We start from the raw sequence: 22,857 nt of genomic DNA on the forward strand, positions 1-22,857 counted from the left end.
CAGGCTACGTCGCCCGAAAACGACGCGATCGACGCGATCGACGCGCTCGAGGATTGCAGAATCACGTGCGACGCGCGATGCAGAGTGACATTTCGCCCTGGAACACATCATGCCCCATCCCTATCAAGATCGTGCGCCGAAATTTTATTGGAAAACTGCTGTCTCGGACGTTGGTGGCTTTGGCCTGAATGAACTATGGAAATCCAAGTTCAGAATCACGAAGAGCACAAAGATTATAACTGCTGGATCATGCTTTGCTCAGCATATCAGCCGCCAGTTAGTCGACCGTGGATATACCTGGCTTGATGCGGAGCCGGGCCCAGATCTTATCGCACCGGAAGCGAAACGAAAATTCAACTATGGCATCTTCAGCTTTCGCACCGGAAATATTTATACCGCAAATATGCTACTTCAATGGTTGAAGTTCTCTTTCGGACTGGAGGAACCAAAACTACAGCCGCTGGAAAGTAAGGGCCGTTATTACGACCCATACCGCCAGCAGATCGAACCGGAAGGCTTTCCGAGCGTAGATGAACTTCTCGCAAGTCGGGAGGCAACTTTTCTGGCGATTAGGCAGGCATTTACTACCGCCGACATTTTTCTTTTCACCTTCGGTTTAACTGAATCCTGGCAGGATATCGAAACCGGGCAGGAGTACTCGATGTGCCCCGGCGTAGTTGCAGGGGTATTTGATCCCGGGCGCACCAAGCTGGTTAATCATAACTTTGGAAGCATTTTGCGCCAATTCCGCGACGCGCTACGTGTGATCAACCAGAATCGCGACAAAAATATTCGTGTCATCACGACGGTATCCCCTGTACCCTTGACCGCCACGGCGACGAGTAAACATGTTCTTGTTGCGACCACCTATTCAAAAAGCATATTGCGGGCGGTCGCCGGGCAGTTCATGGATGACAGCCCGAGTATAGATTACTTCCCCTCTTACGAAGTCGTGACGGCTCCAATCAGTCGCGGCATGCATTATGAGGGAAATGCGCGCACAGTGACGAGCGCCGGGGTCAGTGCCGTGCTCGCACATTTTTTCAAAGGCATAGAATCTACTCGCAAACCGAGAGCATCCTCCGAGCGCGATGAGAGTAATAGTTCAGAAGATCAAACTGATACGGACCTCGTAGAGACTGAAGACGATATCGTTTGTGATGAGGTTATCCTGAATGCATTCGCAAGATAAACGCCTGCTGGTCCTTGGCGACAGCAATGTTGGGATGATTAAAGATCTGATGAATGCCGACGGAAGCATTCTTGGCTATCAAGATGTTTCATTTTGGTTCCAAACCGGCTCGGCCTTCAATACGATCGGTTTTTCTGATGGCATCGTTTCCGGCAGATCCAAGGACTCTATGCCCCCCACCACACTGGCGGATTATGATCACATCCTATGGTCAGGTGGCCGATTCAGAACCTCTCAAGTCTTTGAAGCTATTATGTCAAAGCCTCTTTGGCATTATAGTATCGCCTTCGTCCGTCAGATCGTTCGTGAATACTTGGAAAATCTGCCGGCCGCACGCTCACTTCGCAGTTTGAGAAGCCAGTTCGCCGGTTCAGTCACGATCCTTCCAACACCGCTTCGGGGGATATGCCCGGGAATGGAGCCGAACCAGACGGCGTATGCCGGAACCGAGTCACTCTACCCTCTAATCTGGAGTATTTATAACGAGATCGCAGCGACACTTGATGCAACTTTGATCTCTACCCCTGACGAGATGATCGTGGACGGATTTCTGATTGATGCGCGTTACAATTTGACATCTGACGATGATCTTCACAAGAACGCGGCCTATGCGCGCCGCCTGTTGAACGGAGTGAGCCCTACGCGCACCGAACCTCATCCTGTCGCCAACATCATCCCGTAAATTACTGAAATATAACGAATAGTTTATTTTGCGCGCCATTATCTGCTAGTGCGCCACCTCAAGAAACGACGAGATCAGCAATGGTAGATCAAAATGTTGTCGACAAAATCTTCATTCCCGGCATCGACGAGGGGATTTGGCTTGCCGAGCCGCAGAATCTCCAACCTTGGCGCCGAGACGCGGCCGAAGTCGACTTCGTTTCCATCTGCTCGGACACGCCCCAGCGGCTGAACACCTATGACAATATACTGTCGAAGGAGAAATGGGCGAAATCTGTCGTTTTTCCGACGGCTCTGGTGGTCGCAAGTCATCTTTCGGTCGCGAAAGCAACATTAAGCGTCGGCAAGAAGGTCGTTTTGAACTCGACGAGCGGTACGAGATTTCGAAACAAAATCCTTCAAAAGGACAAGGAAACCGAGGCAGCCATTACCGAAAGGCTAAGGCAGGTCGCAAGCGAGAACAGGCTCGATATCCCGGTCTATCCGGAGGATTATCGTGATTTGCCGCTGGTGATTGAAGCAAAGAATTTCTTCAACTTCTATCATTTCGTCAAAGAATCTTTCCCGCTTTTGACACTTTATAAGAAGCATCAATTGCGCGGCAAAATCATTATTGCCGGTGGTGGTCCGATTTCTGGATTTATTCAGACGCTTATCGCGGCCTGGTTCCCGGATCTCGTCGATGCTGTCGAGATCAACAACGACGGCGGCGCTCTTCTTTTCGAAAAAGCTCTGTTTGGCCTAAGCACGACCCATCTCTATTTCCAAACCACCGCCAAGGTTATTCAGGAAATTACTGATGTCGGCGTCAATGTTCCCAGAAAGCCGAGTGCCGCGAATGTCATTTCAATGTCGCGCAATAGCATCGAGCAATCCCTGCTTGAGTTTCGCAACCATGCCGCAAAAATCACTTCCGATGGCAAGCCCGCACGACGCCGTCTTTATATCACGCGCAAGGCCGAACGAGTGCGCAATGTCGTTGGCGAAGAGCTTTTGATCGAGCGACTGAAGAAGTTCGGTTTCGAAGTCGCCAGCTTTGAAGATTACGACCAATTGGGTCAGGCCAAGTTGATGTGGCAAACCGAAGCCATGGTAACGTTGCATGGCGCTGGTCTGACGAATATGCTGTTCATGCAACCCGGTGCGCATGTCATTGAATTGTCCAATCTTCAGACCTTGCGAAAACGCTACGGTGATTTTACGCCGCTCGCGATTGCGGCGAAGGTTCATTATTGCCATGCCTTCGTCGATCATGACTTCGATCCTCCGTCCGAGATCCCGGTCATCAGCCAGCATGGCCTGCGCGGCGTACGGATTGATGAATTTCAGGCCGATGTTCTCAGCTCCTGGATCGGGAAGATGGTCGAGCCTGAGCGTGTGAAAAAGGCTGAGCGTGACGGGATCAGCCAGCTCTCCGACGACAGCGCACATCTGGCGGAATTCATTCTCGCGAACCGCTATCTTCTTTCCGACAACCCCGAATTCCATTTGATGGATTTCGAGCTGCAGATTGCGGCCGGAGACAAGAAGGCGGCGCTGGTCGCTTTGGAAAGGGCGATCACGCTGGATCCGTCGAATATCCAAATCCAGAAATCCTTGCTGTCTCTGGCAGCGGAGCTGAAAAACGAAGGCGCCTTCCAAGCTGGATCCGTCCATGCAAGGCGTTACGGCGGATCGGATATCCGTTCGTTTTACAACAGCAAGGGTTGGACCTTCAAAACCTCGTTCGCGGATGCGCCCGGAAAGCGCTCCTGATCCGACCTTCCGCGCTCAATGAAAATCCCGGCTTGGGAACAGGCGTTTGGCCTGCTCTCGGGGGTGATGCGCGCGCGAGGGGGTGCGGCGGGGCCGCCGGGGGCGGGGCGCGTCGTCGGCGGCGGCATGGGTGATGCCCACCCAATGGTCCAGAGGATGGCCGAGATCTGAGAGGCGATGGCTCAGATCCTCGATCCTTTCGGCGATCAGATGGACGACCTGGCCTTCGCGCTCGATCTTGCCGGTCACCTGCAACAGACGCCCGGCCATCACCGCGCGGCGGAAGCGTCCGAAGACCCGCTTCCAGATCACGACATTGGCGACACCACTTTCATCCTCAAGCGTCACGAAAATCACCCCTGAGGCCGTGCCGGGCTGCTGGCGGGTGATGACAAGCCCGCAGACCGAGACCCGGCCGGTCGCGCTCGTCAGCTCGGCATGGGGGATCACCCCCGGCAGCCCGGGGCGCAAAAGCTCCATCGGATGGGCGCGCAGGGTCAGGCGGGTCGAGACGTAATCCTCGACCACCTCTTCGCCCAGATGCATGACCGGCAAGGCAACCGCAGGCTCGGCGACGCTTTCGCCGTCGATCGGATCGGAAAAGAGCGGCAGCGGCGCCGGGGCGCGGATCGCGCGGACGGCCCAGAGCGCCGCGCGCCGGGTCAAGCCCATGACGGCAAAGGCATCGGCCTCGGCCAGATGTTCGAGCACCGCTGGCGCGAGACCCGCGCGCAGCCAGAGGCTTTCGGGATCGGGATAGCCATTGCCGCGCGCCGCAGCGATGCGCGCGGCATCCTCTTGCCGAAAGCCCTTGATCTGGCGAAAGCCCAGCCGCAGGGCCAACCGCCCGTCGGCGCGCCGCTCGAGCTGATTGTCCCAGCCGCTGTGGTTCACGCAGATCGGGCGCACCTCTTCGCCGTGATCGCGCAGATCGCGCACGATCTGGGCGGGCGCGTAAAAGCCCATCGGCTGACTGTTCAAAAGCCCGCAGGCAAAGATCGCCGGGTAATGGCATTTCAGCCAGGACGAGACATAGGTCAGCAAGGCAAAGGCCGCCGCATGGCTTTCGGGAAAGCCGTAATCGGCAAAGCCCTCGATCTGGGAAAAGCAGCGCGCGGCGATCTCGGGATCATAGCCGCGCGCGACCATGCCGTTAACGAATTTCGTCTTATGCGCGGCGATCGTGCCCATACGCCGGAACGAGGCGAGCGAGCGGCGCAGCTTGTCGGCCTCTTCCGGCGAATAGCCCGCGCCTTCAATCGCAATCAGGATGGCCTGCTCCTGAAACAGCGGCACGCCGAGCGTCCGCCGGGTGATCGGCTCGAGCCTGGGGCCGAAGGGCTCGGGATCCTCAAGCCTTTGGCGGCGCCGGATATAGGGCTTGACCATGCCGCCCTGAATCGGGCCGGGCCGGACGATCGCCACTTCGATCACCAGATCGTAGAACTCTCTGGGCTGCATCCGGGGCAGGAAGTTCATCTGCGCCCGGCTTTCGACCTGAAACACCCCGATGGCATCGGCGCGGCACAGCATCTCATAGGTCGCCCTATCCTCTTGCGGCACCGTGTCGATCGTCAGCGACATCCCCTCATGCTCGCGCAGCAGCGTGAAGGCCTTGCGGATGCAGGTGAGCATCCCGAGGCTCAGCACATCGACCTTGAGGATCTTCAGCGCGTCAATGTCATCCTTGTCCCATTCAATGCAGGTGCGGTCCTCCATCGCGGCATTGCTGATCGGGCACAGCTCGTCCAGCCGCCCGCACGTGATAACGAAGCCGCCGACATGCTGGCTGAGATGGCGGGGAAAACCGATGATCTGGGCGATGAGATCCGCGGTCTGGATCAGGCGCGGGTCTTCGAGATTGAGCCCGATCTTCTGCACCTCCTCGGGATCGACGCCCTCTCCCGAAATCCCCCAGATCATGCCCGCAAGGCTCGCGATCACATCCTGCGACAGGCCCATGACCTTGCCGACCTCGCGGATCGCCGCGCGTGAGCGGAAATGGATCACGGTTGCGCAAAGCCCGGCGCGGTCGCGGGTGTATTTCTCATAGATCCATTGGATGACCTCTTCGCGGCGCTCATGCTCGAAATCGACGTCGATATCGGGGGGCTCGCCGCGATGGCGCGAGACGAAGCGCTCGAAGACCATGCCGATCATATCGGGATTGACGTCGGTGATGCCAAGCGACCAGCAGATGATCGAATTCCCCGCCGAGCCGCGCCCCTGACACAGGATCCCCTGCCCGCGGGCATAGCTGATGATGTCATGGACGGTCAGGAAATAGGCCGCGTAATTCAGCTCGCCGATCACGCCCAGCTCTTTGTCCAGCAGTTCGAGATAGCGTTGCGGGATCTCGCCCTTGCAGCGTTCAGCCATGCCGCTGCGGGCCAGCCGCTCCAGCCGGGTCTGCGCATCCTCGCCCCCCTCGCCTTCATCGGGATAGACATGGCCTAGCTCGCGCAGATCGAAGGTGCAGCGCGCGGCGATTTCCAGAGTGCGCCGGACCGCCGCCGGATGGCGCTGAAAGAGCCGCGCCATATCCTCGGCCCCTTTCAGACGCCGCTCGGCATTGGCCAAAGCGCGATGGCCGATCTCGTCGATGGTGAGGTGATGGCGCAGGCAAGTCAGCACATCGGCCAAGGGGCGACGCGCGGCGCGGTGCATCAACACATCGCCCACCGCGACCATCGGCGCCGAGGCGCGCAAAGCCAGCGCGGCGCAAAGGTCGAACCAAGCCTGATCCGAGCCGTCATAGCGCGGCGCGGCCCCGAGAAAGACCTGCCCCGAATAGCGCCGCCGCAGGGCTTCGATCGTCGCAAGCGTTTCCTCCGCCGTGGCGAGATCGCGCAGGTCCGAGGGCGGCAGAGCGATCAGGATCATGCCCTGCCCGCCCGCGACCAGATCGGCCAGAAAGAGCGCGCAATCGCCCTTTTCCGCACGGCGCTTGCCCAAGGTCAGCAACCGGCAGAGCCGCTGCCAAGCCGCGAGATCGGTCGGCAAGGCGAGAAACGCGACCGAGCTGTCGCGCAAGACCAGCCGCGTTCCCGCGATCAGCTGCGGCAACCGCGTGCCGGGCGGAAGCGACAGCTTCTCCCCCCGTCCCCGGGTTTGGCGGCTGCTTGGATCGTGCTGTTGCTGCGAACGGATCGCGATGCCCTCGGCGCTGCTCTCTCCTGCCCCCTCCGCCTGCGCGCTTTCGATGGCCGCCTGGTCCTCGCGCAGCGCCCGCAAGGCGCGCCAGGCCCGCACCACCCCCGCGACCGAGTTGCAATCGGTGATCGCCAGCGCCTCGAGCCCCAGTTCAGCGGCGCGATGGACCAGCTCTTCGGGATGCGAGGCCCCGGTCAGGAAGGTGAAATTCGAGGTGACGCCCAGCTCGGCATAGCGCGGCACCCGCAGATCAAGAACGGGGCTCATGCGAATTCTCCCTCGATAAACCAGCCGGGTTTTTGCGGCGTGTAAAACATCCAGAGCCGTCGCCCCTGCAGGGTTTCGACCCGCCAGTAATCGCGCAGGCCGCTCTGCCAGCCCTCATGGCTTTGCCACCATTCCGGCGCGATCCGTTCCGGCCCGCTGGCGCGGCCGGTGCTCAGGCGCATCCCGCGCCAGCGAAAGCGCTCGGGCGGGGTCGCGCCGCTGGCTGCAATCGCCTCGGGCCGAAAGAGCCGCAAGGGACGCGGGCGCCCGGCAGCCCACCGGCTGCCCGGCCCGAAACCCGCCGCCGGGACCAGCCGAAAGCTGCGGTCGGGCAGATGGCTTTCCACCGGCGCGAAACACCGAAGATTGTCGAGCCCGATCCTTGTCCCAAGTCGGGTCAACAGATTGTCGAACTGCTCGGGCGCGGCCTCGCTGTCGCCGATCTGGGCCAAGGCGAGAGGTTCGACCAGAACCGCCTCAAGCCGTAGCTGATCAATGCCGAACCCGGCATCGACCTTTTCCAGCGCGGGCGCGAACAGCGGAAGGATGCGCGCGGGATCGCGCATGGGCGCGGCCAGCCGCAAAGGCACGATCTGGCTGTGCTGATCGACCCGGCGCAGCGTCAGACGCAGCACCCTTGTGCCCGCCTCTTGCGCCTTGAGCTTCGCGCAAAGCCCGTCGAGCAGCCGCTCCAGCCCCGCCATCACATCCGAGACCAGCCCGATCGGCTCGGGCAGCGTCAGGCGCATCGCGTAAGTCGGTGCCTCGGGCGCGGGCGCAATCGCCTCGGGCTGATCGCCCATCGCCTGATCGAGCCGCATCAGCAGCGCGGGGCCAAAGCGGCGGGCCAAAGGCGCGCGCGGCGCCTCGGCCAGCGCGCCAATGCTGCGCAGCCCGAAACGTTCCAGCGCCGCCGTGCTTTCGGGATCAAGCCGCAGCGCCGCCACTGGCAAAGCCGCGAGCCGTGCCGCCGTGTCGCCTGGCGCGGCCTGCCCCTCGTCGAAATGCGCCAAGGCCCAGGCCGCGCCGCGCGTATCGGCAAGCCCGAGCCGCAGCTCGACCCGCGACCGGCCGAGCCTTGCGCGCAGCTCCTCGAGAAGCGCGGCCTCGCCTCCGACCAGATGCGCCGCCCCAGAGATGTCGAGCACCAGCCCGTCCGTGCCTTCAAGCCCGACCCAAGGGCTATAGCGCAACGCCCAGCGCCGCAGCCCGGCCAGAAAGCGCGCATCCGCCGCCAGATCGGCCGGAGCGGTGCGCAGCCCCGGGCAAAAGGCGCGCGCCTCGGCCAAGGTCATCGCGCGCTCCAACCCCTGCGCTTCGGCCTGATGGTTCAGATCATGCAGCCGGTCGGTATTGCCCTGACGCGCGACCAGCGCGAAAGGGCCATCAACCGGGCGAAGCCGGAGCGCCCGGTCCGAGGCCAACCGGGGAAACCACATCGAGACGATGCGCCGTCGCATCCCATCGAACATGCCACACTCCAGTCGTTCCTGCTTTGTTCTTAGTAAGCTCCCATTGCATCAATGTCGAGTCGGTGCGGTGGCGATCAGGCTCGAAAACCGGGCGGCAGGACCAGCGGGTCTCGGCGGCATTGCTGCCCATGCCCTCGGGGATCAGGCACAGCCCCGTCGCGCCCCCTGCCTTGGCCGCAAGCTGCAACCGCCGTCCTTCACGCAAATCGAGCGGGCGGCTGATTTCAAGAACGACCAGCGCCACGGCGCCGTCCTTGAGAGCCTCTTCGGCGACAGCCAGCGTTTCAGTCTGATCCCGGCTGCACGCCATGACCAGACGCGCCGGATCGAAAAAGGGCATCACGCCGTGAGGATGCAGGCTTTCGGGCTGCCAGGCCTCGGCGATCCACAAAACCCGGCCCCCGCTTTGGGCGCAGGTGATTGCAGCAAAGCTGGCCGCGCCGGGGCCGAAGGCCTCATGCACCCGCGCGGGGCGCAATTGGGGAAGGGTCGGGACACGAGGGTTCATCTTTGCTGGATACTGCGATCTGATCGGGAAAGAAACTCTGCTTGCCGTCAGGGCCGTCACGACCTTGCGGCGTGAAACACTGCACAAGCGCAAGGGGCCGCATCTTGACGATGCAGCCCCCTGAAACGACTTGAACCCGTTGATCTCAGGCCGAAACGATCTGACCCCGAGGCGCGCCCTGAAGGCGATAGCCCGAAGCGCAAAGCTGGCGGAAGATCGGCACCAGCAGCTGAAGCGTGACGAAAGCCACCAACGCCCCGGCGAAAGTATCGCTGACCCAATGCACATCCAGCACCACCCGGCTCAGCCCCACCAGCGCCGCGACAGCGACCAGAACCGGGCGCGCGCGCGGAAACAGCATGGCCAGCGACAAGGCCAAAGCGACGCCGGTCGTGGTATGGCCCGAAGGAAAGCTCGCCCAATCCGAGGAATGGATGAAAGGATGGAAGCTCAGGCTTTCGCCCGGCCCCGCCACACCCGGACGCGCGCGCCCGATGATGCCTTTCAGCGCCACAGTCACCAGCCCCGAGACCGCGACATTCGTCAGGACAAAGAGGCTCGCATTGCGCCGCCGCCGCGCGAGACTTTGCGTGGCGCCCTCGGTGATGCGGGCGCGAAAGCCAAAGACCGCCACCAGCAGAAGGCTCAGCGGGATCGACCAGGACGAATCCCCGATCCGCGAGCAGTTGCGCATCACCACATGCAGCCATTGCGGCGTGCTTTGAAACAGCAGGCTGACGGGCACGTCAATCAGCGCGACCGAAGTCACGATGGCCGCCAGCAAGAGGCAGATCACGCCAATCGCCTTTTGCCGCTCGCTCTTCTCTGCGGGGGAGTTCTGGCTCATGCTCTTCTGGCTCATGCCCTGACCTTTCTTGCTCATTTTGTGCAGGTCTAAAGGAGAGAGCTTGCAGAAGACTGAACGTTTGCTGACAGTAAGCTGAACGTGGCAGATTTTCAGAGGTGGGGCTCAGACGGGACGAATGGCCTAGGGAGCATGAAAAAGGCGGACCCGAAGGCCCGCCCCAATCCGTTTCGCGAGATCCGAAGATCAGGCGTTGAAGAGGAAATGCAGCACGTCGCCGTCCTTGACCTCATAGGTCTTGCCCTCGACGCGGAACTTGCCCGCCTCGCGCGCACCGGCCTCGCCACTGCCGGCAACGTAATCGTCATAGCCCACGGTTTCGGCGCGAATGAAGCCGCGCTCGAAATCGCCATGGATGACGCCAGCCGCCTGCGGGGCCAGCGTGCCCTTCGAGATCGTCCAGGCGCGGGCCTCTTTCGGGCCGACGGTGAAATAAGTCTGCAGGCCCAGAAGGTCGTAGCCCGCACGGATCAGACGGTCGAGACCGGCCTCGTGCAGCCCGAGCTCTTCAAGGAACATCGTGGCTTCTTCGGCGTCGAGCTGGCTGATCTCTTCCTCGATCCGCGCCGAGATCACGACATGGCCCGCGCCCTGTTTCGCGGCCATTTCAGCTACGCGATCGGATTGGCTGTTGCCAACGGCGGCTTTGTCTTCCTCGACGTTGCAAACGTAGAGCACCGGTTTCGCGGTCAGAAGCTGCAGCATGTTCCAGGATTTCAGCTCATCCTCAGCGACTGCCACGGTGCGGGCGGGATGGCCTTCGCTGAGCGCAGCCGCGGCACGTTTGAGCAGCATCTCCTGCTCGACCGCTTCCTTGTCGCCACCTTTGACCTTGCGCGAGAGGTTCGCCAAGCGGCGCTCGATCGATTCGAGATCGGCGATCATCAACTCGGTCTCGATGGTCTCGGCATCGGCGACGGGATCAATCCGGCCCTCGACATGGGTGATGTCGCCATCTTCAAAGCAGCGCAGCACATGGGCGATGGCATCGACCTCGCGGATATTGGCGAGAAACTGGTTGCCCAGACCTTCGCCTTTCGACGCGCCTTTCACCAGACCGGCGATATCGACGAAGGTGATGCGGGTCGGGATGATCTGCTTCGAGCCGGCAATCGTGGCCAGCTTGTCGAGGCGCGGATCGGGCACGGCCACCTCGCCGACATTCGGCTCGATCGTGCAGAACGGAAAATTGGCGGCCTGAGCCGCCGCGGTGCGCGTCAGCGCATTGAACAGCGTCGATTTGCCCACATTCGGCAGACCGACGATCCCCATGCGAAAGCCCATGTTTCATTCCCTCAAATGGTGTTGGCCGCTATCTAGGGGGCGCGGGCCGACAAGTCCAGCATTGAGCCCCGCCCGCTTTCGCGCAACCATATCGACTCAGGGGAAGGGCCCCAAGAAAAACCCTCAGCGGAGCATGACATGCAATTTACTCCCTATCTGTCCTTTCAGGGCCAATGTGCCGAAGCGATGGCCTTCTATGGCGAGGTCTTTGGCGCCAAGCCCGAACTTCTCAGCTTCTCGTCGATGCCCGATGCGCCCGACATGCCGGGCCTGCCCGACGAGCAGAAAAACTGGATCATGCATGGCGAAATCCGCCTGCCGGATGGCGCGGCGCTGATGGGGGCGGATATGCCCCCGCAATATGGCGGGCAGAAACAGGCGGGCGTCTCGGTTGCAGTCAGCTTTGCCACGGCCGAAAAGGCGCAGGCGATCTTCGATCAGCTGGCGCGCGGCGGCGAGACCACGATGCCTTTCACCGCCACCTTCTTTTCGCCCGGTTTCGGCATGACGAAAGATCGCTTCGGCACGAGCTGGATGGTGATGACCGCCGAGGCCGCGGCCAAAGGCTGATCTCCGCCGGGCACCCGCAGCTTGCAGAACGCCGCCCGAACCTTTTGCGGTCGTGGCGCGTTCTGCCTTCACCTGCCCGCCCGTCCCGATCAAAAGCGCCGTCAGCTCCACCCAAAGCCGGGCTGCCCGAAAGAGAGACCCATGCTGCGACCGACTGCCCTTTTCCTCGCCGCCACCTTCGCGCTGGCCCTGTCCTCCGGCCTCAGTATCGCCCAGCAAAGCGACAGCCGTTATATCGACATTCCCGACAACAGCGGCGGCAATGTCATGGAGATGGTGCGCTACCGCGAAAGCCTTGAGCGGTCGGGCAAGATCGTGCGCATCCGCGGCTATTGCCGTTCGGCCTGCACCATGCTGACGACCCTGCCCAATGCCTGCCTTGGCCCCAAGGCCACGATCGGCTTTCACGCGCCCCGCCTGCCCGGCACCGAGATCATCCCGCCCTATGTCGATCAGATCATGGGCAATTATTACCGCAACGGCATTCGCGATCGTTGGTTTGGCGGCTGGAACCGCTCGATCGACATGCATGTGATCTCGGCGCAGGAATATGTCCGGCTCGATCCGCAGGCGAAGATCTGCGACAGCATCGGCAAGGTCCGTCCGAAAAAGCGGTGATCGGGCATCCTGCTCCCGCGCCAGAGGCGCCTCCCGATCCGCAGCCAAGCTGATCTCGTGCCAAACGGCGCGCCTGGGCCTGCCCTCGGTTGCCTGCTCCCCGTTGACTGCGCCCCGTTGACTGCGCCCCGTTGATCTGGCCCCCTCCCCGCGATAGACCATGAAGCAACGCACGGAAGGGCTTGAGATGACCAGAATCGACACTTGCTTCGCAGCGCTCAAAGAGCGGGGCCAGAAGGCTTTCGTGGCCTATATGATGGCTTCGGATCCCGATTTTGACACCTCGCTCGAAATCATGCGCGGTCTGCCCGGCGCGGGCGTCGATATCATCGAGCTCGGCATGCCCTTCACCGATCCGATGGCGGATGGCCCGACGATCCAGCTGGCCGGTCAGCGCGCGCTGGAAGCTGGCGGCAGCATCACCCGCACGCTCGAGATGGTGCGCGCCTTTCGCAAGGAAGATGCCACGACGCCGATCGTGCTCATGGGCTATTACAACCCGATCTATGCCCGCGAAGGCAGCGTCACCCGCTTTCTGACCGAGGCGGTCGAGGCCGGTGTCGACGGGCTCATCGTCGTCGATCTGCCGCCTGAAGAGGACGACGAGCTCTGCATTCCCGCCCAAAAGGCCGGGATCAACTTCATCCGTCTGGCAACCCCGACCACCGATGACCGCCGTCTGCCTGCGGTGCTCAACAACACGTCGGGCTTTGTCTATTACGTCTCGGTCACCGGCATCACCGGCGCGGCTGCGGCCAATGCCGATGATGTCGCCCCCGAGGTTGCCCGCATCCGCGCCTCGGCGCATTTGCCGGTCGTGGTCGGCTTTGGCATCTCGACGCCAGAGGCCGCCCGCGACGTCGCCGCCGTGGCCGATGGCTGCGTCGTGGGCTCGGCCATTGTCAAAAAGATCGGTGAAGGCCGCCCGGTGCCCGAAATCCTCGATTTCGTCGCCTCGCTGGCCCAAGGTGCGCATAGCTGAGAATTGAGAGAGGGTGGGCAGATGACCGAAGCTACCCCAAACTTCGAGCTGCCCGCCTTCGACCATCTGGCCATTGCCGCCCGCACGCTCGACGAGGGCGCGGCCTGGATCGAAGAGAGGCTCGGCATCGCGCCCGAGCCCGGCGGCGCCCATCCCCAGCTTGCGACCCATAACCGGCTGCTGTCCTTGGGACCGGGCGAATATCTTGAAATCATCGCGGCGGATCCTGCGGGTGGCACCCCGCTTTGGCCGCGCTGGTTCGGGCTTGATACCTTCACCGGCCCGCCGCGACTTGTGTCCTGGGTCGTGCGCAGCGCGGGCGCGCTCACCCAGTCCGGCACCACCGCCCGCGATCTGTCGCGCGGCGCCTTGCGCTGGCGGTTTTCGCTGCCCGATGACGGCCAGCCGCTGGCCCAAGGCGTGATCCCCGCGCTGATTGACTGGCAGGGCAGCCCCCATCCCTCGACGCGCCTGACCGACCATGGCTTGCGGCTGAACGCGCTTGAGTTGTCCTTCCCCGACCCTCTCGCGCTTCCCCTTGCCGACCCGCGCATCCGGCTGACCCAAGGCCCGGCCCGGTTGCAGGCGCGGCTTGCCACCCCGCGCGGCGAAGTCCTGCTTTAGCGAAAAAACCCAGCCCGGACATGGGGTTCTGGTTCCGTCGAATCCGTGATCACAGCCGGGCGTTTGTCGCCTAGCGGAGCGCCGCAATCCCGGCTAGGATTTGGTCATGGACGACCAAAGCGCCACCAGACCCTGCCCCGAACTGCCAAAGCCGCGCAGCTTTTGGCAGCGGATTGCAGATCGGCTTGCGGTTCTCGTCGGTGCGGTGCGTCCCGCCACACCGCCCGAACGCTCGGTTGCCTTTACCATTGCCGTGATTGCCCTTGGCGCGAAACTGGCGAAAGCCGATGGGCAGGTCGCGCGTTCCGAAGTCGCGGCCTTCCGTCGGGTTTTCGTCATTCCCCGCTCGGAGGAAAAGAATGCCGCCCGGGTGTTTGACCTCGCGCGGCAGGATGTCGCCGGTTTCGATGGCTGGGCGCGGCGGATTGCGCGGATGTTTCCGGCAGGCGATCCGGTGCTGCTCGATCTGATCGAGGGGCTCTTCATCATCGCGGTCGCCGATGGCGATCTGCATGAGGCCGAGATCATCTTCATCGACGAGGTCGCGCGCATTCTCGGGGTCTCGGCGGATCAGGTCGCGCGCATCCGGCTGCGCCATGACAAGAACCGAGGCTGTCCGCCCTGCGAGGTCTTGGGCATTTCCGCCGATACGCCGCTCGATGAGGCGCGCAGGCGCTGGCGCGAGCTGATCCTCGAAGCTCATCCCGATCGCGCTATCGCGCGCGGCCTGCCCCCTGAGGCGGTCCGGCTGGCCGAGACGCGCACCCGCGCGCTCAACGAGGCCTGGGATCTCTTCCGCGAGGCCCATCGCCCGCGCCATCTGGCCGAGCCGGTCGGGGCATAGATCCGCCACCGCGCGCGCCTGCTGGCGCCGCTGTCGGAACCCCGGACCATCCCGTCACGTTGACCCAGAAGCAAAGCCAAGAAAGGCCGCAGGATGAAACATGCCCTGATGTCGCTGATGCTGGCCCTGCCGCTGGCTGTGCCCCTGACGCTGAACCTGCCGCCCGCGGGCCATGCGCAGGGCTATACACCGCCAAGCGCCGCCGAGGGCGATCCGAGCCGGGCCACACCTGATCTCTCGCCGAATGCGCCTGCCCCGATGGACCGCAATCCGGGCAGAGACTTGGGAAGAAGTCTTGGCAAGGGCCTCAGCGGCGACGATTTCGGCAAGGCGCTGGACGATCAGCTCGGCTCGTTTCTGGACGGGCTGGCGAATGATTTGCAGCCGCATATGGAGGCGATCGGCCGCGATCTCGGCGCGCGGCTGAACACGCTTGCCCCGATTTTCGACGATCTCGGCAATATGGTCGATGACATCAAGAATTATCAGGCGCCCGAGCGGCTCGCCAATGGCGATATCCTGATCCGCCGCAAACCCGGCGCGCCGCCGCCTCCGCCAGTGAGCGAGCAGTTTCAGGACCTGACCCGACCCGCGCCCGAGATGGACCCGCGCCTGAACCCGCCAGCGGACCGGCCAGACCGTGCGGCGCCCGCTCTGCCCAAGGGCCCGCAGATCGATCTGTGATCCATGAATGCGAAAGCCCGCCAGAGGGCGGGCTTTGCAAGCACAGGCCGGATTGGCCCGGTCCGATCAGCCGTGGTTTTGGCGGTTCGCGATCAGTTCGTCGACCACCGCCGGATCCGAGAGCGTCGAGGTATCGCCAAGCGCGCCGAAGTCATTCTCGGCGATCTTGCGCAGAATGCGGCGCATGATCTTGCCCGAGCGGGTTTTCGGCAGGCCCGGCGCCCATTGGATCAGATCGGGCTTGGCAATCGGGCCGATCTCGGTGCGGACCCAAGCCTCGAGCTCCTTGCGCAGCTCATCGGTGGGTTCGATCCCGTTCATCAGCGTGACATAGGCATAGATGCCCTGCCCCTTGAGGTTATGGGGATAGCCGACGACGGCAGCTTCGGCGACCTTTTCATGGGCGACCAGCGCCGATTCCACCTCGGCGGTGCCCATGCGGTGGCCCGAGACGTTGATGACATCGTCAACGCGGCCGGTGATCCAGTAATAGCCATCCGCGTCGCGGCGGCAGCCGTCGCCGGTGAAGTAATTGCCGGGATATTGCTGGAAATAGGTCTCCATGAAGCGCGGGTGATCGCCCCAGATCGTGCGCATCTGGCCGGGCCAGCTGTCCGAGAAGCACAAAACGCCCTCGACGCCATTGCCCTCTTGCACCTCGGCGCTCGATGGGTCGAGCACGACGGGCTTGACCCCGAAGAAGGGCAAAGTGGCCGAGCCGGGCTTGGTCTCGATCGCGCCCGGCAGCGAGGTGATCATATGGCCGCCGGTCTCGGTCTGCCAGAAAGTGTCGACGATCGGGCAACGCCCCTTGCCGACATGGTGGTCATACCAGACCCAGGCCTCGGGGTTGATCGGCTCGCCCACCGTGCCAAGGACGCGCAGGCTCGAGAGGTCGTATTTCTCGACCCATTCCGGCCCCTGCCCCATCAGCGAGCGGATCGCAGTCGGCGCGGTATAGAACTGGTTGACCTTGTGCTTTTCGCACACCGCCCAGAAGCGCCCGGCATCGGGATAGCTCGGCACGCCTTCAAACATCAGCGTGGTCGCGCCATTGGCCAGCGGGCCATAGACGATATAGCTGTGCCCGGTGACCCAACCGACATCGGCCGTGCACCAATAGACATCGCCCTCGTGGTAGTCGAAGACCAGCTCATGCGTCATCGCCGCATAGCAGAGATAGCCACCGCTGGTGTGAACGACCCCCTTGGGCTTGCCGGTCGAGCCCGAGGTGTAAAGGATGAAAAGCGGATCTTCGGCATTCATCGGACGCGGCGGGCAATCGGGCGCGACCTCCTCCATTTGGGCCAAAACATCGACATCGCGGCCCTGAATCCAGGTGGTCTGATCGCCGGTATGTTTGACGACAAGGCAGCGCACCTTGTCCGAGCAATGCAGCAGCGCGGCATCGGTGTTCGACTTCAGTGGCGTGCGACGCCCGCCACGCGGCGCGGTATCGCAGGTAATCACCACCTTGGCGCCCGAGTCGTTGATGCGGTTGGCCAAAGCATCGGGCGAGAAGCCCGCGAAGACCACCGAATGGATCGCGCCAATCCGCGCGCAGGCCAGCATCGCATAAGCGGCCTCCGGGATCATCGGCAGATAGATCACCACCCGGTCGCCGCGCATCACCCCCTGCGACAACAGCACATTGGCGAAACGGTTCACCTTGTCGGACAGCTCGGCATAGCTGATGTGGCGCGCCGGCTGGTTCGGGTCATCGGGCTCGAAAATGATCGCGGTCTGATTGGCGCGCGTCGGCAGATGGCGGTCGATGCAGTTCACCGCGACGTTGAGCACGCCGTCCTCGAACCATTTGATCGAGACCTTGCCCATGGTGAAATCGGTATTTTTCACCTTGCTATAGGGAGTGATCCAGTCGAGCCGTTTGCCCTCACGCCCCCAAAATCCATCGGGATCGTTCATCGATTCCGCATAGAGGCGCGCATAATCCTCGGGTTTGACAAGTGCGTTCTCAAATCCGGCCGGGATCGGGTGTCGGGAAATGGCTTCAACGGACATTCATGGCTCCTCTCTACGCAATATCACAGGGGTAATATCACAGGGGCAATGGTCCGCTGCCCCTCACAGGGACCGCTGCCGGTGTCTTGTTTCTGCAAGAAGGTTAAGCCGTTTTCTGCGCCAGCGTAAACCGGATTTGGACTAAAGTCGGTGCCCGGCTTTGGCGCCGCGTTGGGCTTGGTGCGCGCAGGAGCACCTGCTCAATAACCACCTTTTTTAATCAACATTTTCACTTGCGAAAACAAGCCTCTCGCGGCAATCATGCGCCATGAGCAAAACCGACCCGATCCGCACCACCGATGAGGAGGCCCGCGCGCTTGCGCAGCGCCTGATCCTTGAGATGAAACACGCGACCCTCGGCACGATCGACCCCGAGACCGGCACGCCGCTGCTGACCCGCATCGCGATCCAGCGCGACCGCGACGGCTGCCCGATGGCGCTGCTCTCGGGTCTTGCCGCGCATAGCCGCGCGCTCAAGGCCGATTCGCGCGTCGGGCTGATGGTCGCCGACAGCGTGGCCAAGGGCGATCCGATGAACCAGGCCCGGCTGTCGATCCTCGCCCGCGCCACCCTGGCCGAGCCCGATGCAGAGCGTCGCGCGCGCTGGCTTGAAAACGATCCCAAGGCCACGGTCTATATCGACCTGCCCGATTTCAGCTTCTGGCGGATCGAGCCGGTCTCTGGCCTCCTGAACGCCGGTTTCGCCCGCGCCTATCGGTTGGATGCCGCGGATATGCTGAAAACCCCGGAGGAATAATCCCCCGGGGCGCGCGCGCTCAGATTGCCGTTTGCGGTCAGGCTCAGTTCGGACTGTCGACCCGAACGCGCAGCGAGACCGTTCCCTTGACCGCCGCGCTCCAGTTCAGCGCGATGGATTTGCGGTCGGCGCCGACCTGGGTCTGGATCCAGGGCATCTCGCCGACGCGCGCATTCCCCGCCGTGGTGATCGCGCTATCGGCGATCACCGATTCCACCTTCTGTGCCCAGCCGTTGAAGGGCAAAGCCGCGCTGACCGCCATCACCCAGCGCGCCGAGGCGGTGTTCTGGGTCAGGGTCAGGTCGACCGGATTGGCGACATAGGTGTTCACGCCGTTAAAGAGATTGCCCTGAAACTGGATATTGCGCATCCGGCTGTAGTTCAGATCCGCGAAGGTCGTGTCGACTTTGTCGATGCGGTCGATCTTGTTGTAAACGGATTTGAACACATTCCCCATCACCGCGAGCCCATGGATGAAATGGCCCGAGCCGTAGGGTTTGACCGTCAGCCATGAAAATCCCAGCGTCGTATTCGAGGCGAGGAAGGTGTTGCCGGTGATGGTCAGGCCGCCGAAGGAATATTCATCGCCCCCAAAACGCGGCACCGCAGCATGTTCATTGGTCCATTCGATCGTGCTGTTGTCGACATAATTGCCGGTGATCGTCGTCTGCACATTGGTCTGGGTCAGCACGAGCCCCGCGACCCGGACCCCAGCCTGCGCGGCATCGCCCTGAAACCAGTGATTGCCCTCGATGATATGGCCCGCGCCATTCGCGACCATGAAATGGCCGAAGCGGACAAAGCGGTTGTGGCGGATCTTGGTGTCATTGGCATTGACGTTGATCGCAATCGTGCTGCGGTCCTGCGCGAGATCGGACATCTCGTTTGACAGGAACTGGCAGCGGTCGATCAGCATGTCCTGACAGCCATTGCCGATCGAGGTGATGCCGCGATCCTTGGGCCGCGTGATATAGCAATCGCGCAGATGGAACATCTGCAAGCAGCCGTCGCGAATATTGTCAATATAGTTAGCAATAACAATGCTTTGCTCTGAACTTTTTTCGCGCAGGCATAGATGTTGAAACGGTGTTGAAACATCCTGTTTTCAACACGTTCTGTGAGATCAACATGCCAGCCCAAATCACCCCCACCCCGCCCCACGCCGAGACTGCGCCGCCCGCCGATCAGGCGGGGCGCGCAACCGCGCAGGACAAAGCCGCGACTCTGACGATGACGCTCAAAGCGGACAGCGGCTATGAATCCGTCGAAGTGCACCGCGTCAGCGCCGGGACTTGGGCGCGGATCGTCGCTCTGGCGTCAGGCGGTGCAACATGACGCAGATTTCCGAGCTGTTCAGCGTCCTTGTCGATTGGGTAGCTTCGCACGGCGGCGATATGCCCGGATCCATTCCGGGAGTCTGGCGCGGCGAAACCGAGGACTGGAATGTCGCCTGCAATGGCAGCGCGACGGAAACGCGCCGGTCTTGTCGGAGGTATAGCCCATGACCGCGAGCAACAGCCCTTCTCCAGATCACATGCACCTCCTTGCCCTAGCGCGGCGAGCGCTGGACGCAGAACCTGGCCCGATCTGGAAGACCGACCCCGAGGAAGCGGTTAAGCGGCATGGCGCGGTCTGCAACGCGGTATGGGACGAGCTGCGGCGGCAAATCGAAGCCCAAGACGGCAAGGTTCCCGTGCTGGAACACCCCAGCGTGAAGCAAAAGGCGCTGGCAAAGCGGATGCGCGCGAACATCCTGGCCGCCTGCAAAGGGGCGATTGATCAGGCCTTGGACGAAGTGGAGTTCTCATGATGACCGCGAGCAAGCAAGATCCGCAGCGGATCCAGCGCAAGCGCACCAAGGGCTGGCGGATGCCCGAGGGCGCGGTATCGGTCTGCCGCCCCTCGATCTGGGGAAACCCGTTCACGGTCGCAAACTTGCGCGCCATTGGAATAGAAGGCCCCGCTTCCGCGCTATCTCGGATATGCGTGGACGAATTCGAAGGGTGGCTGGCTGAACCGAGCTTGCTTCCAGAATGCGTCGGGCCCGTGAACAAAGCGTCGCGCCAGCGGATCCTCGACAACCTCCCGAGCCTGCGCGGCAAGGATCTGGCGTGCTGGTGTCGGCTAGATCAGCCGTGCCATGCCGATTTGCTGCTGCGGTTGGCGAATGAGGTGGTGGCATGACCAAGGGCGCGATATCGGTATGCCACCCTTCGATCTGGGGCGATCCGTTTGAATTAAATAATACTGGCGCCGTGCACGATACGAATACGTCAGCACGTTTCACTTAGGTTCAGATTCATCTGAGCTTTTGTCAAGTACGGCACTTGAATCAACAAGGCTTCCCGGCACGAGCGAAGGGTGTTTCCGGTAAATCTTATCTACAAGATAGTCCAAGCCGCGCGCCGTTTCAGAAATCAAGTGGGCCACCAAGAAAAGATACGGTGCAAGAAATAAAAAACGATCAGCCTTTGACTGCTAATCCCGCCGATCAATTCAACCTCGTCGAACACCGGCCCAACGGCAGCCGCACCTAAAGTGCCAGCGATTGAAACAATCGTTACAAAGAATGCCAATATAACAAGATGCCCAAACAGAGCCGTCACATACTCCCTTCTGTTTATGGAAACGCGCTCACCACGATCAAGCAAGTAGACCTTCCCAGAAGGCATCTCGCTTTCCATTTCCGGCCTGCCCTGCCCGAACGTCGTCACCGCTACAAGTGCCGCCACGTAGAAGCCGGTAAGGTTGGCAGTCAGACTCCCGATACGATCAACTAGACCGGACCCACCGAATATGTTCCAGCCGGAACAAAAAGAAAGAAGAGCAGAGATCAGAATTCCAATTGCTGCCGACGCCACAAATCTGCGTGCAACGAGGCTTCTCTCCTTCTCGTCTTCTAAAGATAAATATTTTGACAGCCTCATATTAGGTAACTTCCGACAGATACACTTTGGCCACATCGATAAGCGGCTTATGAAGCGATACATAACATAAATCCAAGTCATCACCGAAATCAAAATGCTTTGATCTAACAAATAAGATATTTGCGGCTGCATCCTCTCTATTAAGAGTCACAACTCTTGACCTCCTGTCATCATCAAAGTCGATCCTAACCCGCACATCATCAAACCCTTTATCTCGAGAAAGACTGAATATACTCAGAAATCTGTCTCTGTAATTATGCCGAGTGATAGGCTCATAGACCCTAAGAGAAACCTTTTGCCGCGACGGCGCATAAGCTCCATCCTGCTCAAGATCCTTATCTGGACCCTTCCACAGATCAATATAATTAATTCGCCCCTTAGTAAGGGCCTGCTCTAGCGACTCAGAAGAATATCCGTCGCAATTTATCACTGTGTATGTCTTCAGGACCTGCCTGCGATCATCCTCACACTCATATTCTATCGCGCTCGCAACATTCTTCAAAACACCGACAACAGAAGTAGCGCTAAGTCCAGGAACTTCCTCAAGGGTCATTCGATACACGCCAAGCCTTAACGGCTTAACATCTATGACCATATGCGCAGAATATGCCTGCTCTTCATCATCACCTTTATCCGACGCACGCAAATTCAATCCGCTGTGCGTGCGCCGTCTGTAAATTGGATCAGGAGCATCTGGGTTTGCTCGATGGAATAAGAGCGCAAGATGAGTTTTTTCCTCACACAATTCGACAGACACCAATTCTACGACGTCACCGTTTGACTGCGGGACGCTAGCAACACCTTTCCGTATAGCGTCTTGAAAAATGGACATCAGACTGTCGGCCCCAACAAGAGGCAGGGCTACACCACGCGGCTTCCTCGGAGTGCATGTGAAATCGTATAAACGAAAAAATCTTGATCTCTTCTCAACAATCATAGCTCGGCCTGCTCGAATCACATCAACAGCGTCAAGGTAGCACTGCTCAACGAGCTAATCACTGAAACTTGATGCTAAAATTAGGGAAATTCAGCTTTGCTGTGAAGGTCGTAAGGTTAGTCATCTTTCGTACCGTGCTGCCACGATCGCCAGTGAAGGGGCGCGAACCACTATCAAAAACCACCGCGCCCGCCGTTATCATGCCGAACCGCCTCGAGCGCCGCCTGCAGGCTATCCTCTTCGCCCGAACCCGCCGGATGTATCCAGCCCTCCCAAATCCAACGGCCATCCCCCTCATGCACTGCGCCGACCGGCTCACCATCGCGCAAAACGATCCGTCCCTCACGGCGCACCGAAGACGCGGGCCGTGATATGTGAGACCAGCCGGTCACCGCACCCGCCCCCGATGAGCTTCCTCAATCAGCCTGGCCACGCGGCGCAGCTCCTGCTGTCGCAGCCCCGCCACCGGGATCGCAGCGCCTTTGTCCCAAGCGATCCGGAGCATGTCCCCCTTGGGATGATCCTTGCAGGCGATCCAGAGGGCGACATTGACGCCTGCATCCACACGCACATCCAGCCCGGCCGTGCGCGCCGCAGCGGTGTGCAGGGTCTCGATCGCGCGTATCAGCTCCTCGCGCCCGGCGATCTGCTCTGACCAGGCACCGCCAAAGGCAACGTTTCGCAGCTGATCTTTCCTGTCCATTTCGTCCTCTTG

Annotated in this window: 23 protein-coding genes; 13 read left to right on the plus strand and 10 right to left on the minus strand. The window is 61.2% G+C overall.

Annotation, left to right across the window (positions count from 1 at the left end; all coding sequences use genetic code 11):
* Window positions 1-109 precede the first annotated feature (109 nt).
* From JCM7686_RS09850 to JCM7686_RS09860, 3 genes are all read left to right on the plus strand, one after another.
* Window positions 110-1,192, plus strand: coding sequence for a GSCFA domain-containing protein (locus JCM7686_RS09850; RefSeq protein ID WP_020950708.1), 1,083 nt, complete (start codon window positions 110-112; stop codon window positions 1,190-1,192).
* On the plus strand, window positions 1,176-1,874 hold the full coding sequence (locus JCM7686_RS09855; protein ID WP_020950709.1) for a hypothetical protein: 699 nt from the start codon (window positions 1,176-1,178) through the stop codon (window positions 1,872-1,874). The genes JCM7686_RS09850 and JCM7686_RS09855 overlap by 17 nt, the downstream gene beginning before the upstream one ends.
* Window positions 1,875-1,954: 80 nt before the next feature.
* Window positions 1,955-3,628, plus strand: coding sequence for a glycosyltransferase family 61 protein (locus tag JCM7686_RS09860; protein WP_020950710.1), 1,674 nt, complete (start codon window positions 1,955-1,957; stop codon window positions 3,626-3,628).
* Window positions 3,629-3,643: 15 nt separating this feature from the next.
* Here JCM7686_RS09860 and JCM7686_RS09865 read toward each other — a convergent pair whose 3' ends face one another.
* The 5 genes from JCM7686_RS09865 to ychF all read right to left on the minus strand — a co-directional run bounded on the left by JCM7686_RS09865 (window position 3,644) and on the right by ychF (window position 11,177).
* Window positions 3,644-7,048 carry an error-prone DNA polymerase gene (locus JCM7686_RS09865; protein WP_020950711.1) on the minus strand — a complete coding sequence of 1,135 codons (3,405 nt, stop codon included), beginning with the start codon at window positions 7,046-7,048 and terminating at the stop codon, window positions 3,644-3,646.
* Window positions 7,045-8,520: a Y-family DNA polymerase gene (locus tag JCM7686_RS09870; protein WP_020950712.1), complete on the minus strand. Its 1,476-nt coding sequence runs from the start codon at window positions 8,518-8,520 to the stop codon at window positions 7,045-7,047. The genes JCM7686_RS09865 and JCM7686_RS09870 overlap by 4 nt, the downstream gene beginning before the upstream one ends.
* A complete protein-coding gene (locus JCM7686_RS09875; protein ID WP_041527263.1) occupies window positions 8,435-9,028 on the minus strand; it encodes an ImuA family protein in 594 nt (197 codons plus the stop codon). Before JCM7686_RS09875 ends, JCM7686_RS09870 begins: the two co-directional genes overlap by 86 nt.
* A gap of 145 nt (window positions 9,029-9,173) precedes the next feature.
* The gene (locus tag JCM7686_RS23430) at window positions 9,174-9,890 is read right to left on the minus strand and encodes a phosphatase PAP2 family protein (RefSeq protein ID WP_158442353.1); all 717 of its coding nucleotides are present in this window, start codon (window positions 9,888-9,890) and stop codon (window positions 9,174-9,176) included.
* A gap of 189 nt (window positions 9,891-10,079) precedes the next feature.
* On the minus strand, window positions 10,080-11,177 hold the full coding sequence (gene ychF / locus JCM7686_RS09885; RefSeq protein ID WP_020950714.1) for a redox-regulated ATPase YchF: 1,098 nt from the start codon (window positions 11,175-11,177) through the stop codon (window positions 10,080-10,082).
* 138 nt (window positions 11,178-11,315) lie between these two features.
* On the opposite strand from ychF, the gene JCM7686_RS09890 reads away from it, so the two are divergent.
* The 6 genes from JCM7686_RS09890 (at window position 11,316) to JCM7686_RS23435 (ending at window position 15,499) form a co-directional block, all read left to right on the plus strand.
* On the plus strand, window positions 11,316-11,747 hold the full coding sequence (locus JCM7686_RS09890; RefSeq protein ID WP_020950715.1) for a VOC family protein: 432 nt from the start codon (window positions 11,316-11,318) through the stop codon (window positions 11,745-11,747).
* Window positions 11,748-11,888: 141 nt separating this feature from the next.
* A complete protein-coding gene (locus JCM7686_RS09895; RefSeq protein WP_020950716.1) occupies window positions 11,889-12,365 on the plus strand; it encodes a hypothetical protein in 477 nt (158 codons plus the stop codon).
* A gap of 187 nt (window positions 12,366-12,552) precedes the next feature.
* Window positions 12,553-13,347: a tryptophan synthase subunit alpha gene (trpA, locus tag JCM7686_RS09900; protein WP_020950717.1), complete on the plus strand. Its 795-nt coding sequence runs from the start codon at window positions 12,553-12,555 to the stop codon at window positions 13,345-13,347.
* A gap of 21 nt (window positions 13,348-13,368) precedes the next feature.
* Window positions 13,369-13,971: a VOC family protein gene (locus JCM7686_RS09905; protein WP_020950718.1), complete on the plus strand. Its 603-nt coding sequence runs from the start codon at window positions 13,369-13,371 to the stop codon at window positions 13,969-13,971.
* 106 nt (window positions 13,972-14,077) lie between these two features.
* On the plus strand, window positions 14,078-14,815 hold the full coding sequence (locus JCM7686_RS09910) for a molecular chaperone DjiA (protein ID WP_020950719.1): 738 nt from the start codon (window positions 14,078-14,080) through the stop codon (window positions 14,813-14,815).
* A gap of 93 nt (window positions 14,816-14,908) precedes the next feature.
* Complete coding sequence (locus tag JCM7686_RS23435; protein ID WP_020950720.1) at window positions 14,909-15,499, plus strand: hypothetical protein; 591 nt, start codon at window positions 14,909-14,911, stop codon at window positions 15,497-15,499.
* A gap of 66 nt (window positions 15,500-15,565) precedes the next feature.
* On the opposite strand, the gene acs is transcribed toward JCM7686_RS23435, so the two are convergent.
* Entirely contained in the window at window positions 15,566-17,521 is a 1,956-nt protein-coding gene (gene acs / locus JCM7686_RS09920; protein ID WP_020950721.1) for an acetate--CoA ligase, read from the minus strand.
* A gap of 268 nt (window positions 17,522-17,789) precedes the next feature.
* On the opposite strand from acs, the gene JCM7686_RS09925 reads away from it, so the two are divergent.
* Complete coding sequence (locus tag JCM7686_RS09925) at window positions 17,790-18,278, plus strand: HugZ family pyridoxamine 5'-phosphate oxidase (protein WP_020950722.1); 489 nt, start codon at window positions 17,790-17,792, stop codon at window positions 18,276-18,278.
* A gap of 43 nt (window positions 18,279-18,321) precedes the next feature.
* Here JCM7686_RS09925 and JCM7686_RS09930 read toward each other — a convergent pair whose 3' ends face one another.
* Window positions 18,322-19,272, minus strand: a complete 951-nt coding sequence (locus JCM7686_RS09930) for a hypothetical protein (RefSeq protein ID WP_020950723.1) — start codon at window positions 19,270-19,272, stop codon at window positions 18,322-18,324.
* A 134-nt stretch (window positions 19,273-19,406) separates the two neighbouring features.
* Between JCM7686_RS09930 and JCM7686_RS09935 the strand changes: the two genes are divergently transcribed.
* From JCM7686_RS09935 to JCM7686_RS09945, 3 genes are all read left to right on the plus strand, one after another.
* A complete protein-coding gene (locus tag JCM7686_RS09935) occupies window positions 19,407-19,613 on the plus strand; it encodes a hypothetical protein (RefSeq protein ID WP_148292601.1) in 207 nt (68 codons plus the stop codon).
* A 166-nt stretch (window positions 19,614-19,779) separates the two neighbouring features.
* Window positions 19,780-20,088: a hypothetical protein gene (locus tag JCM7686_RS09940; protein ID WP_020950725.1), complete on the plus strand. Its 309-nt coding sequence runs from the start codon at window positions 19,780-19,782 to the stop codon at window positions 20,086-20,088.
* The gene (locus JCM7686_RS09945; RefSeq protein WP_020950726.1) at window positions 20,088-20,462 is read left to right on the plus strand and encodes a DUF4326 domain-containing protein; all 375 of its coding nucleotides are present in this window, start codon (window positions 20,088-20,090) and stop codon (window positions 20,460-20,462) included. Before JCM7686_RS09940 ends, JCM7686_RS09945 begins: the two co-directional genes overlap by 1 nt.
* A 233-nt stretch (window positions 20,463-20,695) precedes the next feature.
* Here the strand turns inward: JCM7686_RS09945 and JCM7686_RS09950 are convergent, their stop codons facing one another.
* The 3 genes from JCM7686_RS09950 to JCM7686_RS09960 all read right to left on the minus strand — a co-directional run bounded on the left by JCM7686_RS09950 (window position 20,696) and on the right by JCM7686_RS09960 (window position 22,845).
* Window positions 20,696-21,205, minus strand: coding sequence for a hypothetical protein (locus JCM7686_RS09950; protein ID WP_020950727.1), 510 nt, complete (start codon window positions 21,203-21,205; stop codon window positions 20,696-20,698).
* A gap of 1 nt (window position 21,206) precedes the next feature.
* Window positions 21,207-22,037, minus strand: a complete 831-nt coding sequence (locus JCM7686_RS09955) for a hypothetical protein (RefSeq protein WP_148292602.1) — start codon at window positions 22,035-22,037, stop codon at window positions 21,207-21,209.
* A gap of 493 nt (window positions 22,038-22,530) precedes the next feature.
* Window positions 22,531-22,845 (minus strand): hypothetical protein, encoded by a 315-nt coding sequence (locus JCM7686_RS09960; RefSeq protein WP_020952159.1) that lies wholly within the window; start codon window positions 22,843-22,845, stop codon window positions 22,531-22,533.
* Window positions 22,846-22,857: the final 12 nt, after the last annotated feature.

Origin of the sequence: Paracoccus aminophilus JCM 7686, from assembly GCF_000444995.1 — a bacterium.
Taxonomy (GTDB): domain Bacteria; phylum Pseudomonadota; class Alphaproteobacteria; order Rhodobacterales; family Rhodobacteraceae; genus Paracoccus; species Paracoccus aminophilus.

What these genes read in the sequence shown, in the direction of transcription:
- JCM7686_RS09850 (WP_020950708.1), top strand. Translation starts at nt 110, where the DNA reads ATGCCCCATCCCTATCAAGATCGTGCGCCGAAATTTTATTGGAAAACT.
- JCM7686_RS09855 (WP_020950709.1), top strand. Translation starts at nt 1,176, where the DNA reads ATGCATTCGCAAGATAAACGCCTGCTGGTCCTTGGCGACAGCAATGTT.
- JCM7686_RS09860 (WP_020950710.1), top strand. Translation starts at nt 1,955, where the DNA reads ATGGTAGATCAAAATGTTGTCGACAAAATCTTCATTCCCGGCATCGAC.
- JCM7686_RS09865 (WP_020950711.1), bottom strand. Translation starts at nt 7,048, where the DNA reads ATGAGCCCCGTTCTTGATCTGCGGGTGCCGCGCTATGCCGAGCTGGGC.
- JCM7686_RS09870 (WP_020950712.1), bottom strand. Translation starts at nt 8,520, where the DNA reads ATGTTCGATGGGATGCGACGGCGCATCGTCTCGATGTGGTTTCCCCGG.
- JCM7686_RS09875 (WP_041527263.1), bottom strand. Translation starts at nt 9,028, where the DNA reads ATGAACCCTCGTGTCCCGACCCTTCCCCAATTGCGCCCCGCGCGGGTG.
- JCM7686_RS23430 (WP_158442353.1), bottom strand. Translation starts at nt 9,890, where the DNA reads ATGAGCCAGAAGAGCATGAGCCAGAACTCCCCCGCAGAGAAGAGCGAG.
- ychF (WP_020950714.1), bottom strand. Translation starts at nt 11,177, where the DNA reads ATGGGCTTTCGCATGGGGATCGTCGGTCTGCCGAATGTGGGCAAATCG.
- JCM7686_RS09890 (WP_020950715.1), top strand. Translation starts at nt 11,316, where the DNA reads ATGCAATTTACTCCCTATCTGTCCTTTCAGGGCCAATGTGCCGAAGCG.
- JCM7686_RS09895 (WP_020950716.1), top strand. Translation starts at nt 11,889, where the DNA reads ATGCTGCGACCGACTGCCCTTTTCCTCGCCGCCACCTTCGCGCTGGCC.
- trpA (WP_020950717.1), top strand. Translation starts at nt 12,553, where the DNA reads ATGACCAGAATCGACACTTGCTTCGCAGCGCTCAAAGAGCGGGGCCAG.
- JCM7686_RS09905 (WP_020950718.1), top strand. Translation starts at nt 13,369, where the DNA reads ATGACCGAAGCTACCCCAAACTTCGAGCTGCCCGCCTTCGACCATCTG.
- JCM7686_RS09910 (WP_020950719.1), top strand. Translation starts at nt 14,078, where the DNA reads ATGGACGACCAAAGCGCCACCAGACCCTGCCCCGAACTGCCAAAGCCG.
- JCM7686_RS23435 (WP_020950720.1), top strand. Translation starts at nt 14,909, where the DNA reads ATGAAACATGCCCTGATGTCGCTGATGCTGGCCCTGCCGCTGGCTGTG.
- acs (WP_020950721.1), bottom strand. Translation starts at nt 17,521, where the DNA reads ATGTCCGTTGAAGCCATTTCCCGACACCCGATCCCGGCCGGATTTGAG.
- JCM7686_RS09925 (WP_020950722.1), top strand. Translation starts at nt 17,790, where the DNA reads ATGAGCAAAACCGACCCGATCCGCACCACCGATGAGGAGGCCCGCGCG.
- JCM7686_RS09930 (WP_020950723.1), bottom strand. Translation starts at nt 19,272, where the DNA reads ATGTTCCATCTGCGCGATTGCTATATCACGCGGCCCAAGGATCGCGGC.
- JCM7686_RS09935 (WP_148292601.1), top strand. Translation starts at nt 19,407, where the DNA reads ATGCCAGCCCAAATCACCCCCACCCCGCCCCACGCCGAGACTGCGCCG.
- JCM7686_RS09940 (WP_020950725.1), top strand. Translation starts at nt 19,780, where the DNA reads ATGACCGCGAGCAACAGCCCTTCTCCAGATCACATGCACCTCCTTGCC.
- JCM7686_RS09945 (WP_020950726.1), top strand. Translation starts at nt 20,088, where the DNA reads ATGACCGCGAGCAAGCAAGATCCGCAGCGGATCCAGCGCAAGCGCACC.
- JCM7686_RS09950 (WP_020950727.1), bottom strand. Translation starts at nt 21,205, where the DNA reads ATGAGGCTGTCAAAATATTTATCTTTAGAAGACGAGAAGGAGAGAAGC.
- JCM7686_RS09955 (WP_148292602.1), bottom strand. Translation starts at nt 22,037, where the DNA reads ATGTCCATTTTTCAAGACGCTATACGGAAAGGTGTTGCTAGCGTCCCG.
- JCM7686_RS09960 (WP_020952159.1), bottom strand. Translation starts at nt 22,845, where the DNA reads ATGGACAGGAAAGATCAGCTGCGAAACGTTGCCTTTGGCGGTGCCTGG.